Here is a 12,520-nt window from a genome sequence, read left to right as displayed (position 1 = left end):
GCGGGCCCACGTTGCCTTGTGCCGTTCAGTCCGGCAGGACCCGGCGGACCACCGCGTCTGCCAGCAGCCTGCCCTTGAGGGTCAGGACCAGCCTGCCCCTGAACGCGGCAGCAGGATCCACGAGGCCGTCCGCGATCAGCCCCGCAACCTCATGGCGTCCTTCTTGGCCCAGCGACGATACTTCGAGGCCGGACTGGAGACGGGCCTCGAGCATCACACGTTCGACGTTCCGGGTCTCCTGGTCCAGGGTTTCCCTGCCGGCCGCCGGTGACACTCCCTGTGCGAGGCGTCCGGCGTAGGCCGTGGGGTGTTTGACGTTCCACCACCGCACGCCGCCCACATGCGAATGGGCGCCGGGGCCGATCCCCCACCAGTCGTCGCCCCGCCAGTAGGCGAGGTTGTGGCGGCAGGCCTGCTCCGGCGTGCGGGCCCAGTTGCTGACCTCGTACCAGCCCAGGCCGGCTTTGGTGATGAGGACGTCGGCGAGTTCGTACTTGTCGGCGTGGTCGTCGTCGTCGATTCCTGGAACCTCGCCCCGGCGGATCTGGGCGGCGAGCTTGGTTCCCTCTTCGATGATCAGCGCATAGGCGCTGATGTGGTCCGGCCGGTAGGACAGTGCCGTCTCCAGGGAGTAGCGCCAGTCGTCCAGGGACTCCCCCGGCGTGCCGTAGATGAGGTCCAGGCTCACAGCCAGTCCCGCGTCCCGGGCCCATTGCACAACCTGCGGGACCCGGCTGGGGGTGTGGGTCCGGTCAAGCACTTTGAGGACATGGGGCACTGCAGACTGCATCCCGAAGGAGATGCGGGTGAAGCCGGCTTCCTTCAGGATGGCAAGGGATTCAGGCGTGACGGAGTCCGGGTTCGCCTCCGTGGTGACTTCGGCGCCGGCCTCGATTCCCCACTGTCCGATGGCGCGGCGCAGTATCAGGGCGAGGTCCTCGGCGGGAAGCAGGGTGGGTGTGCCGCCGCCGAAAAACACCGTGCTGAGCGGGCGCGCAGGAAGCCCTGATTCCGCCAGGACCCTGGCTGCCAGGGACACTTCGGAGGCGGCCGTGGCGGCATAGGCGTCCTGCGAGGCCCCGCCGCCGAGCTCCGTGGCGGTATAGGTGTTGAAGTCGCAGTAGCCGCAGCGGACGGCACAGAACGGAATGTGTACGTAAAGCCCGAACGCCCGGCCCGCCGCACCGTCAGCTGCCTGGGGAGGCAGGAGACCGTCCGACGGCGCCGGGTCGCCGAGGGGAAGAGTGCTAGGCATTGCAGGGGCCTCCGGTGGCGCCGGCCGCTGTGACCACTATTTCTTGGCCTTGTCCTTGGACTCGTCCGTGGTGAGCGCGGCGATGAAGGCTTCCTGGGGGACCTCAACGCGGCCCACCATCTTCATGCGCTTCTTGCCTTCCTTCTGCTTCTCCAGCAGTTTGCGCTTACGGGAGATGTCGCCGCCGTAGCACTTGGCCAGGACGTCCTTGCGGATGGCGCGGATGCTTTCCCGGGCGATGATCCTGGAGCCGATGGCCGCCTGGATGGGCACCTCGAACTGCTGGCGGGGAATGAGTTCGCGCAGCTTGGTGGTCATCATGACGCCGTAGGCGTAGGCCTTGTCGCGGTGCGTGATGGCGGAGAAGGCATCCACCTGTTCGCCCTGGAGCATGATGTCGACCTTGACGAGGTCCGCCACCTGGTCGCCGTCGGCCTTCCAGTCGAGCGAGCCGTAGCCGCGGGTCTTGGACTTGAGGATGTCGAAGAAATCGAACACGATCTCGGCGAGCGGCAGGCGGTAGCGGATTTCCACCCGGTCCTCCGAGAGGTAATCCATTCCTCCCATGACGCCGCGGCGGCTCTGGCACAGCTCCATGATGGCACCGACGAATTCGTTCGGTGCCAGGATGGTGGCCGCCACCATGGGCTCGCGGACCTCGGAGATCTTGCCGGAGGGGTATTCGCTGGGGTTGGTCACGTGGACCACTTTCTTGTCCTCCAGCGTCACCTCGTATTCCACGTTGGGGGCCGTGGAAATCAGGTCCAGGTTGTATTCGCGTTCCAGCCGCTCGCGGGTGATTTCAAGGTGGAGCAGTCCCAGGAAGCCCACCCGGAACCCGAAGCCCAGCGCCGCGGAGGTCTCCGGCTCGTAGACCAGGGCGGCATCGTTGAGCATCAGCTTCTCCAGTGCATCGCGCAGCACCGGATAGTCCGTGCCGTCCAGCGGATACAGACCGGAAAACACCATCGGTTTGGCATCGGCGTAGCCGGGCAGGGATTCAGCGGCCGGCTTGGCGAGGTTGGTGACGGTATCGCCGACCTTGGACAGGCGGACGTCCTTCACTCCGGTGATGAGGTACCCCACCTCGCCGACGCCCAGGCCCTTCGAGGGCGTCGGCTCCGGGGAGCTCACGCCAATCTCGAGGAGTTCATGCGTGGCCCGCGTGGACATCATCTGGATGCGCTCGCGGGGGTGCAGCATGCCATCCACCACACGGACATAGGTGACCACGCCGCGGTAGGTGTCGTAGACGGAGTCGAAGATCATTGCGCGGGCCGGGGCATTGGCGTCACCCTGGGGAGCCGGGAGGTCGCGAACAATTTTGTCCAGCAGCGCTTCAACGCCCATGCCGGTTTTTCCCGATACCCGCAGCACGTCCTCCGGTTCGCCGCCGATCAGGCTGGCAAGTTCAGCCGCGTACTTCTCGGGCTGTGCCGCAGGAAGATCGATCTTGTTCAGGACCGGGATGATGGTCAGGTTGTTTTCCATTGCCAGGTACAGGTTGGCGAGGGTCTGGGCTTCGATGCCCTGTGCCGCGTCCACCAGGAGGATTGCTCCCTCGCAGGCCGCGAGGGAGCGGGAGACCTCGTAGGTGAAGTCAACGTGTCCGGGCGTGTCGATCATGTTCAGCGCGTAGCTGACGCCATCCAGCTCCCACGGCATGCGGACAGCCTGGGACTTGATGGTGATGCCGCGCTCGCGTTCGATGTCCATCCGGTCCAGGTACTGGGCCTTCATGTCGCGGGACTGGACCACTCCGGTGAACTGCAGCATCCGGTCGGCCAGGGTGGACTTACCGTGGTCAATGTGCGCGATGATGCAGAAATTCCGAATGATGGCCGGATCTGTCGCGGCGGGCACCGGGGCGGTGCGGGCCATGGGAGACACGCAGGGTCCTTACTGTTGGCATTCACTGATGGCTTTGGGCAACCAGGCAGGACGCGCCGATGGCACGCTGCGGCCCGACCGCACATTTTCAACCTCCAGTGTCCCACGTCAGGGCCCGCGCCACCGCATCCTGAGCGGAGTTCCTGCCTTCACTCTCCCGTACCGGGTGCGGTTATAGGGTTGCTGGATGGTTCTCAATCTCCGCTCCCTGCAGGATGCCGTCAGGACAGGCCTCCGGGCACTGCGCAACGCAGCCAGGACGCCCCCGGCGCCTGGCCCCGACTCCTCCCCCGGCCGGGCGGCGCCTGTGCCCGGCAACGCCCGCCTGCCGGCCGCTGCCCGCGGCGGCGATGTGGATGGCGATGTATATCCCGGGGACTTCCAGGGCCGGTCCAGCGTCCGCTACGCACCGAGGCCCGATGGTGAACCGGATCCGGGCGAGGTGGTGTGGGCGTGGGTGCCCTACGAAGAGGACCACAGCCGGGGAAAAGACCGCCCCGTGCTTTTGGTGGGCCGCAGCGGCAGTTACCTGTTGGGAGTCATGCTCACGAGCAGGGACCGTGTCCCCGAATCGGCCGTGTCACAGGACTATGTGGACCTGGGCGCCGGCGCCTGGGACAGGCAGGGCCGGGCCAGCGAAGCCCGGCTGGACAGGATCGTGCAGCTTCGGCCGGACGCCATCCGGCGCGAAGGTGCTGTCCTGGACCGTGCGCGCTTCGACACCGTGGCGGCCGGACTGCGCAGCCGACACGGCTGGACGTAAACACCGAAATGGCCAGCCCTGCCGCTGACCTGCTATTCTTTATAGCTGTGTGTCCGTGCAGGTCGACGGCCACTGATGGTTGGCCGCCATAGGTATCCCCACGCCGCTCAGTCAATGGCCAATCTGAAAGCCCTCTAGACCATTTCCGCATTAAAAAGAGAGTTCACACGTGGCGAATATCAAGTCCCAGAAGAAGCGCATCCTCACCAACGAGAAGGCACGCCTGCGCAACAACGCAGTCAAGTCCGAGCTGAAGACGGCCATCCGCGCCGTCAACACCGCCGTTGAGTCCACGGACAAGGATGCAGCTGCTGCTGCCCTGGTTGCTGCCAGCCGCAAGCTGGACAAGGCTGTCAGCAAGGGTGTTCTGCACAAGAACAACGCAGCGAACCGCAAGTCGGCGATCTCCAAGAAGGTCAACGCACTGTAAGGTTTCCAGTTCAACTGAACTGATGGTTGTGGCCGGTCCCCTCGGGGGCCGGCCACACATCTTTAAGGCCCGGAATTGCGGCCCCGGATGCCAGGCTTGGGCCCGGATCCGAACGGAACTGTCAGCGGCCCTGGACCGACATGGCGATCACCGTGACCGCATGCTCCACTGCATACACAGGATCACGCGAAAGCCCCTTGACCTGCGCGTCCGCCTCGGCCGTGGCCTGGATGGACCTGACCAGGCCATCCGGGGTCCACCGGCGGACGTCGCGCTGCGCCTGCTCCACCAGCCAGGGCTGCATGCCCAGTTCCGCGGCAATCTGGGCAGAGGAGCCCGACGCACCGGCAACGCGGGCCACGGTACGGAGTTTTGCGGCCAGCGCGGCAACAAGCGGGACGGGGTCTGCTCCCGTGGCGAGGGCATGACGGAGCGTGGACAGGGCCAAAGGAGCGTTGCCGGCCATTGCCGCGTCCGCCACCTTGAACGCCGTCGCTTCAATGCGTCCACCGTAGTAGCGGTCCACAATATCTGAAGTCACGGTGGTCCCGGCATCGGCGATGAGCTGGCTGCACGCCGCCGCAAGTTCCGAGAGGTTTGCGCCGACAGCGTTGACCAGGGCCTGCACCGCGTCCTGCTCAATACGGCGGCCGCCGGCCTTGAACTCGGCCGCCACGAAGGCCACCTTGTCTGCGTCTTTCTTGAGGGGCTGGCAGTCCACCACGGGCCAGCCGTCCTTCTTGATTGCGTCCAGGAGTTTCTTCCCACGGACTCCCCCGCCGTGCCGCAGGACAAGGACGGCATCGGGTTCCGTATGTTCTACGTACCGAAGCGCGTCAGCGAGGAAGGCGTCGTTCATGGCCTCGACGGCTTCGACCTCGATGAGCTTGCTTTCGCCGAACAGCGACGGGCTGACCTGCATCAGCAGGGTGCCGGGCTCGTACGCGGCCGCATTGATGCGGCTGACCTCCACGTCCGGGGCTGTTGCCCGGACCTGGGCACGGATGTGGTCCATGGCCCTGATGCCCAGGTACTCCTCCGGGCCGCTGACCAGCACCACCGCAGCGGGCTTTACGTCCCGCCAGGAGGCCGCATTCGATGCCGGGGAACGGGTTGCTCGCTTCTGCGCAGCGGCCATCGTGGGTTCCTTCCGGAAAGTCTTGTGGAGTATTCCAGCCTGCCACGTCCGGCCGTCCGGTCCAAGCCGGCGGGCGTCAGTGGCACCACGGGCCGGCTCGGCCCGGGCCCTGACCCGCGGCCAAGGCCGTCCAGGGTACCGACTTGGCCCGGTTCAAGGGCCTCGATCAGGGCTACAACGCGCCGATGGGAAGCCAGGACGCAGCGGCCGAACCTGCGGGGCCGGGAGGCCGCCCACAGCGTTCCAAACGTGAGGGCTGACAGGAAGAGCATGGTGAGCAGCCCGGCAACGCCTTCCGGCCACGGAAGTGATGCGCCCGGGAGCTGCGAGGTGAACCTTGCCGTGGCTGCAATGCCGGCGGTGAAGATACCCGCAACGGCGATCAGGGCTGTGGCGGACCAGGGAGCCGGAATTACCAAGGGCACGGCTGCGGTCCCCAGAAGTGTCACCGGAGCCACCAGGGGTGAAGCGATGACATTGGCCAGCAGCGAGTACGTTGAGAATTCGGGTTGCAGCAGCACTGTAACCGGCCCGCACATCAGTTGCGCAGACAAGGGGACTGCGACCCCGGCCGCCACCCAACGCGGAATGAACACCGGCGTCCAGTCGATGATGCGGCGCCCGAGGACAATGATCCCCAGGGTGGCCAGGACGGACAGGAGGAACCCGAAGCTCGATCCCAGGCCCGGGTCGATCAGCAGCAGCGCGATCACGGCCACGCTCAGGAAGCTGAGCCCGCGTCCGGACCGCCCGCCTGCCAGTGAGATCAGTCCAACACCTCCCATCAGCGCCGCCCGAAGTACGCTCGCATCGGGACCCACAAGCACCACGAACAGGCCCAGTCCGGCCCCGGCCAGCACAGCAGCCGGCACCCGGGGCAGGCGTAGGCTGCGGCAGGCCAACAGCAGTGCACCGAGGACCAGGCTGCAGTTGGCCCCGCTGACAGCTGTCAGGTGCGTCATGCCCACACCTTTCATGGCGTTCTTCAGGCCCTCATCCAGCGCGCTGGTGTCTCCCGTGACCATGCCGGGAAGGAGGCCCGCCGGATCAGAGGCGAGGAAGGAAGCTGCGGCAACAAACCGTTCCCGCAGTTCCTTGGCCGATCCCTGCAGTAGCGGAGATTCGTTGGGCCGCCCGGGCGGGGAGGAAGCAGTGAGGGTGCCGGCCTCCTCCCTGCCCGGATCAGGAGGGCGGAGCTTTCCTGCGGTGCGGACCAGCTGGCCCGGCACAAGGGTTCTCCAGGCCGGGCCGCCCATGACCACAAGGTGGGCACGCGTCCTGAGCAGGACGCCGCCGGTGCTGACATCCCGTGTCCAGACGGGCACCGACCAACGCTCGGGCGGTCCTGCCTGGCCGGGTGCCGCCAGTGCGCGCGGGGCTCCCGCCACTTCGACCACGGCCACCACCGACTTCCCGGACGCAATCGCCGCCGCCAGCGGACCCTCGGACCTCTGGCTGGACGCGACGGCCGAGTGCGATGCCGCGGCGGCAGCCAGGAAGAGTGCCACCGCGCTGGTGGCCAGGAAACTCCGCCGAACCGGAGTATTTTTGGCTGCCGGCGCCCCTCCTTCGCAGGCCCCGCCTCCCGATGCCCCCGTTCCCCCGGTACGGGTTCCCCCTGCCGGGTTTGCCCGTAGCCTGCGCCGGCGGAGGCCGGGCAAGGAGGGCCGGGCCGTGCGGAACAGCAGGTGCAGACCCAAGGCCACCGCTGCGCAACATACGACCGCCAGGGCTGCAGGGGCCAGCCAGAGCCCGGCGACTGACGCAGCCCACACCGCGGCTGCCGGCAGGGTGAGGCGGACATCCGTGCGGCGGCGCGGGGCCTCACCGGGGGTGCCGGTGATTGTCCCTGCCCCGTCCTTCACTGCCCGCGCCCAGGTGTCCTTTAGGATCCGGCTCCAATATTCCAGGACACGGTGCCGGAAGGGCACTGCAAGCCCCGGCCTCCGGCGCTCGAAAGGAGCATCCCCGGAGCGGACTGCCGGATTGTCACGGGTCCCGGGAAGGCGGGCGCCTGCTTCACGGCTGCCCCCAGGACCGGGTGGAGTAGCCGGTCCTTTCACAGCGGACTGCACGTAACGGCTCCAGGGACTCGTCCGGGAGGTCTTCCTGCCACTACCCATCGGGATCACGGTTCGCCCGGGCCTTCTCATACCGGGCCTCCCCATACCGCCAGAGCCTCACACCGTCACCAGTGGCAGCAATGCTTCAAGCATCTTGGGTCCCACGCCGTCCACGGCGTCCAACTCCTCGACGTTCTTGAATGCCCCGTGCTCCTTGCGCCAGTCCACGATTCGTTGGGCAAGGACAGGACCCACTTTCGGCAAGGCATCCAGCTCCTCCACGCCCGCCGTGTTGAGGTTGACTTTTCCTTCCGGCGGCATTGCACCGCTGCCGCCATCCCGGCCAGCGCCATCCGGCCCGCCTGCAGGGACCTCCTCCCCTTCCCGCGGAACATGGATCTTCTGGCCGTCCTCCACGGCCAGGGCAAGGTTCAGGCGGTTCAGGTCGGCTCCCGGCGCCCCGCCTCCTGCTGCCGCGATGGCCTCGTGCACCCGGCTTCCTGCGGGCAGTTGAACCACGCCCGGCCTTGCCACTGCCCCTGCCACATGGACCACTACCGATCCGGGGGATTCATCGCCGCGGGCGTCCCTGGCAGCTTCAGGATCACCTCCGGTCCCCTGGTCCCCCGCGGGGGCGCCGTCTGCCACCGGACCACCGGGGCTGATGCCGCTGAGGGGCAGGATCTCCGGACGGCCTGATGCCACCTGCCACCAGAACCATGCCCCCGCCGCAACAGAGAGGATGCCCAGCAGCACAGCGAGGCGCGGCCCCAGCCGCCACCGGAGCACGGATCCCACGGGAGTGGCGGCGGCAGGATCCAGGTCCTGCCGGGAACCGGCGGGTGGGGAGTGCGGGGAGGCCCCCGGCGGGTCCCCGGCCGGTCCCCGGTACTCAAAAGGCCCGTTACCGTTCCGGAGCAGCCCCGCGGGAGCCTCCCCGAGGGCGGCCTGCAGGCGATTCCTGGCATGGCGCGCCGGACCACCTGCTTCTCCAGCGTCCCGGCGTGACATGGCTTCACGCTAGGGAAACGTCCGGGCGCGGCAACAGGGCAGGCACGCGTTATGTGGAAAGGCCTGCCGAACGGCTGCCCGTTTCCGTCAGCTCTTCCCCCACGATCACGGCCAGGACCCCCAGGCCGGCATGGGCCGCGAGGACAGCGGGAAGCGGGCTGGTCTGGGCCGGCGGGCACCCCGGCAAGGCCAAGGCCAGGCGTGCAGCCAGGTTTTTGGCTTCGTCGGGATTGCCGAAATGGTGGATGGCAAGGTGGACGGCCGATGCCGGCCGGCCGGCAGCATCGGCGGCGACGATCTCTTCCAGGCGCGCAACAGCCCTTGCAGCAGACCGCACCTTCTCAAGCAGGACAATCCTGCCGCCCTCCACCGCCAGGATCGGCTTGATGGCCAGCATCGTCCCCAGCAGCGAGGCGGCTGCACCGATCCGGCCCCCGCGGCGCAGCTGCTCCAGGCTCGGGACGTAGAAATACACCTTGGTCCGTCCTGCCTGTCCAGCCGCGGCAGCGGCAACGGCCGCAGCGCCACCGCCGTCGGCCGCTGCCCCCACTGCCGCCTGGACGGCCATGCCCAAAGCCATGCCAACGGTGCGGGAGTCCACGACCTCCACCGGGATGTCCACCCTCGCCGCAGCCAGCCGGGCCGCGTCCGCCGTCCCGGACAGGTCCCCGGAAATATGGATGGAGACTACCGCCTCGAAGCCCTTTTGCCGGGCAGCGCGGTAGGCCTGCTCGAATTGGCCGGGCGAGGGCCGGGAGGTCTTAACGGAGGTCCCGGCGGCCAACGCCAGGGCGATGGTTTCGGAGATGTCGTCTTCGCCCTCGCCATAGATCTCCGACCCAACCATCACAGGCATCGGAATGACCGTCAGGACGCCGTCGCCCGTGAGCGCGGACACCCACTCCGGCGGCAAGGCAGCTGCGGAATCAGTGACCACGGCAGTACGCACGACGGCGCCCGGCCGTGTTCCGGAATCGTCCCGCCTGGCAGCCTCCTGCCTGGCGCGCATGGCCGCCAGGCGTGCGCGGAGCCAGGGCCAGGCGGCGGTGTCGCGGTCGGGCAAGGGGGCCTCCTGGTGTCACTGCAGGCCGCCGGAGCTGTTCCGGCGGCCCGGTCCGGCTAGGCCGGGACGATGTTGACCAGTTTAGGTGCGCGGACAATCACCGTGCGGATGCCGCGGCCGTCCAGTGCCCGCTGGACATTCTCCGACGCAAGCGCCAGTTCGCGCAGCTGGTCCTCGGAGACGTTCGGGGACACTTCCAGCCTGTCCCGGACCTTGCCCTGGACCTGGACCACTGCCGTGACGGTGTCCTGGACCAGCAGGGAGGCGTCATGGGCCGGCCATCCCGCATTCGCGACGGAGGCCGGGTGGCCCAGGACGTTCCACATGTCCTCAGCCGTATACGGCGCGAACAGGCTCAGGATCACCGCGACGGCCTCAGCGGCCTCGCGCACAGCGGGGTCGGCGCCGCCGGCACCGGAGGCTGCGTCTATGGTCTTGCGGGTGGCGTTGACCAGCTCCATCAGTTTGGCCACCACCACGTTGAACTTGTTGGCGTCCAGCAGCGCGGCGGCGTCGGCGATGGTCCGGTGCGTAACGGAGCGCAGTGCGCGGTCGCCGCTGGTGACGTCGATGCCGGGTTCGCTCGCCACATCCTGGGCCAGGCGCCACGCCCGCGCCAGGAACTTGGCGGAACCGGAGGGCGAAACGTCAGCCCAGTCCACGTCGTCCTCGGGCGGGGAGGCGAAGATCATGGTCAGGCGGACGGCATCCACGCCGTATTTGTCCAGCTGCTCGCCGAGGTCCACACCGTTGCCGAGGGACTTGCTCATGGCTTTGCCGCCGTTGAGCACCTGCCCCTGGTTGAGCAGGGCGCTGAACGGCTCGTCGGCGTCGATCATGCCGAGGTCGTGGATGACCTTGGTGAAGAACCGGGCGTACAGCAGGTGCAGGATCGCGTGCTCAACGCCGCCAACGTACTGGCCCACCGGCATCCAGTCGTTGATTTTCTCCGGGTCGAAGGGCCCCTCCGTGTAGTGCGGCGAAACGAAGCGCAGGAAGTACCACGACGAGTCCACGAAGGTGTCCATGGTGTCGGTATCCCGCTTGGCCGGGCCGTGGCAGGAAGGGCAATCCACGTTGACCCACGCTTCGGCAGCAGCCAGCGGAGAGGTGCCCTTGGGCGACAGGTCTTCACCGCGCAAATCGGACGGCAGCGTGACGGGCAGCTGCTCGTCGGGGACAGGAACCTCGCCGCAGGACGGGCAGTGGATGATCGGGATCGGGGTGCCCCAGAACCGCTGGCGGCTGAGCAGCCAGTCCCGCAGGCGGAAGTTCACGAACTTCTCACCGGTGCCCTGGCGTTCCAGCATGGCGATCGCGGCCGGGATGGCCTCCGCCTTGGGCAGGCCATCCAGCCCGCCCGAGTTGATCAGGGTGCCCTCGCCCGTGGTGGCCGTGCCGGAAACGGCAGGATCCTCCTCGCCCGTGTCCAGGACTGCCCGGACAGGCAGGTCGAAGGTGCGGGCGAAGTCCAGGTCGCGCTGGTCGTGGGCCGGCACGGCCATGATCGCGCCGGTGCCGTAGTCGGCCAGGACGTAGTCAGCGGCCCAGACGGGAAGCTTCTCCCCGTTGAGCGGGTTGACGGCGTACCGGCCGGTGAAGACGCCGGTCTTCTCCCGCTCAGTGGACTGGCGTTCAATCTCGGAGAGCGCCTTGACCTGCTCGCGGTATTCGTCCAGGGCCGCGGCGTGCTCCCCGGTGACGAGTTCGACGGCGAGCGGCGCGTCCGCGGCCACCACAAAGAACGTCGCGCCGTACAGGGTGTCGGGGCGGGTGGTGAAGACAGTCACCTCCTTGGCGGGCTTGCCGCCGTCGGCCTCGATCACGAAGTTGACGTGGGCGCCCTCGGAGCGGCCAATCCAGTTCTTCTGCATGGCCAGGACGCGCTCGGGCCAGTGGCCGCGGAGCTGCTCCATGTCGTCAAGCAGCCTGTCGGCGTATTCGGTGATCTTGAAGTACCACTGGTTGAGGGACTTCTTGGTGACGGTGGTGCCGCAGCGCTCGCAGGCACCGTTGACTACCTGTTCGTTGGCCAGCACCGTTTGGTCCTTGGGGCACCAGTTGACCGGGGAGTCCTTGCGGTATGCCAGCCCGCGCTCGTAGAAACGCTTGAACAGCCACTGGGTCCAGCGGTAGTACTCGGGATCCGAGGTATGCAGCCGGCGCGACCAGTCGGCCGAGATGGCGTACCGCTTAAAGGACGCGGCCTGGGTGTCGATGTTGGCGTAGGTCCACTCGCTGGGGTGGGCGTTGCGCTTGATGGCAGCGTTTTCCGCCGGAAGGCCAAAGGAGTCCCAGCCGATCGGGTGGAGGACGTCGAATCCTTTCTGGCGCAGATAGCGGGCCACCACGTCACCCATGGCGAACGCCTCCGCATGGCCCATGTGGAGGTCGCCCGAAGGGTACGGGAACATATCCAGCACGTAGCGCCGCTCCCGGGACCCGTCGTCGACAGGGGTGAAGACCTTGAGGTCTTCCCACACCTGCGGCCATTTGGCCTCCATCGCCGTGAAGCTGTAGGTGCCCTCCTCGGGCACCTCCGCTGACACTGTTGCTGCTGTTCCGGTCTCTGTCTCCGGCTGAACGCCCACTGCTGCCCTCTTCTGTTCTGTTACGGCATCTGTGCTGCCATAACGGCCTGATCCTCCTGCTGTCACCGGACGCTCCCGGACACACAAAAGCCCCTCACCATGGAGGGGCTGCCGCACGCTATCCGTTGGTCCGGATACCGGGCGGCTGGCTAAGCAGAAGGATCGCACGCATGAAACCACTTTAGCGCACCCGGGAAGGAACATCGCCGGGGGCCTGCCGGGAATGACGGCCTCCGTCAGGACCCCGAGGGTACGAGTCCCCCTACTGGAACGGCCCGCAGGATTACGTGTCCCCCTACTGCCGCAACCCGCAAAA

Annotated in this window: 9 protein-coding genes; 2 read left to right on the top strand and 7 right to left on the bottom strand. The window is 67.4% G+C overall.

All coding sequences use genetic code 11. The features are described 5' to 3' along the window. Positions 1-25: 25 nt before the first annotated feature. The gene (gene hemW, locus U7114_RS08915) at positions 26-1,255 is read right to left on the bottom strand and encodes a radical SAM family heme chaperone HemW (RefSeq protein WP_323057131.1); all 1,230 of its coding nucleotides are present in this window, start codon (positions 1,253-1,255) and stop codon (positions 26-28) included. 36 nt (positions 1,256-1,291) lie between these two features. After that, the gene (gene lepA, locus U7114_RS08910; RefSeq protein ID WP_199775233.1) at positions 1,292-3,145 is read right to left on the bottom strand and encodes a translation elongation factor 4; all 1,854 of its coding nucleotides are present in this window, start codon (positions 3,143-3,145) and stop codon (positions 1,292-1,294) included. A 187-nt stretch (positions 3,146-3,332) separates the two neighbouring features. On the opposite strand from lepA, the gene U7114_RS08905 reads away from it, so the two are divergent. Together U7114_RS08905 and rpsT are read left to right on the top strand one after the other, a co-directional pair. After that, a complete protein-coding gene (locus tag U7114_RS08905; RefSeq protein WP_323057130.1) occupies positions 3,333-3,908 on the top strand; it encodes a type II toxin-antitoxin system PemK/MazF family toxin in 576 nt (191 codons plus the stop codon). A 169-nt stretch (positions 3,909-4,077) separates the two neighbouring features. Continuing rightward, positions 4,078-4,338 (top strand): 30S ribosomal protein S20, encoded by a 261-nt coding sequence (gene rpsT, locus U7114_RS08900; RefSeq protein ID WP_011692086.1) that lies wholly within the window; start codon positions 4,078-4,080, stop codon positions 4,336-4,338. Between the two features lie 121 nt (positions 4,339-4,459). Here rpsT and holA read toward each other — a convergent pair whose 3' ends face one another. The 5 genes from holA to leuS all read right to left on the bottom strand — a co-directional run bounded on the left by holA (position 4,460) and on the right by leuS (position 12,204). Then, positions 4,460-5,476 (bottom strand): DNA polymerase III subunit delta, encoded by a 1,017-nt coding sequence (gene holA / locus U7114_RS08895; RefSeq protein WP_323057129.1) that lies wholly within the window; start codon positions 5,474-5,476, stop codon positions 4,460-4,462. Continuing rightward, complete coding sequence (locus tag U7114_RS08890; protein ID WP_323057128.1) at positions 5,410-7,341, bottom strand: ComEC/Rec2 family competence protein; 1,932 nt, start codon at positions 7,339-7,341, stop codon at positions 5,410-5,412. The genes holA and U7114_RS08890 overlap by 67 nt, the downstream gene beginning before the upstream one ends. Before the next feature lie 315 nt (positions 7,342-7,656). After that, a complete protein-coding gene (locus U7114_RS08885) occupies positions 7,657-8,550 on the bottom strand; it encodes a ComEA family DNA-binding protein (protein WP_323057127.1) in 894 nt (297 codons plus the stop codon). A 49-nt stretch (positions 8,551-8,599) separates the two neighbouring features. Beyond that, positions 8,600-9,613 carry a DegV family protein gene (locus tag U7114_RS08880; RefSeq protein ID WP_323057126.1) on the bottom strand — a complete coding sequence of 338 codons (1,014 nt, stop codon included), beginning with the start codon at positions 9,611-9,613 and terminating at the stop codon, positions 8,600-8,602. 56 nt (positions 9,614-9,669) lie between these two features. Further along, positions 9,670-12,204 (bottom strand): leucine--tRNA ligase, encoded by a 2,535-nt coding sequence (leuS, locus tag U7114_RS08875; protein ID WP_321213602.1) that lies wholly within the window; start codon positions 12,202-12,204, stop codon positions 9,670-9,672. Between the last annotated feature and the right edge of the window lie 316 nt (positions 12,205-12,520).

This window comes from Pseudarthrobacter sp. C1, from assembly GCF_034720455.1.
Lineage (GTDB): Bacteria > Actinomycetota > Actinomycetes > Actinomycetales > Micrococcaceae > Arthrobacter.
Note: the sequence above shows the minus strand (reverse complement) of the source record. Positions and strands in the feature narration are given on the sequence as shown.

Excerpts from the sequence above, each read along its gene's own strand:
- holA (WP_323057129.1), bottom strand. The coding sequence starts at position 5,476 with ATGGCCGCTGCGCAGAAGCGAGCAACCCGTTCCCCGGCATCGAATGCG.
- hemW (WP_323057131.1), bottom strand. The coding sequence starts at position 1,255 with ATGCCTAGCACTCTTCCCCTCGGCGACCCGGCGCCGTCGGACGGTCTC.
- U7114_RS08885 (WP_323057127.1), bottom strand. The coding sequence starts at position 8,550 with ATGTCACGCCGGGACGCTGGAGAAGCAGGTGGTCCGGCGCGCCATGCC.
- U7114_RS08905 (WP_323057130.1), top strand. The coding sequence starts at position 3,333 with ATGGTTCTCAATCTCCGCTCCCTGCAGGATGCCGTCAGGACAGGCCTC.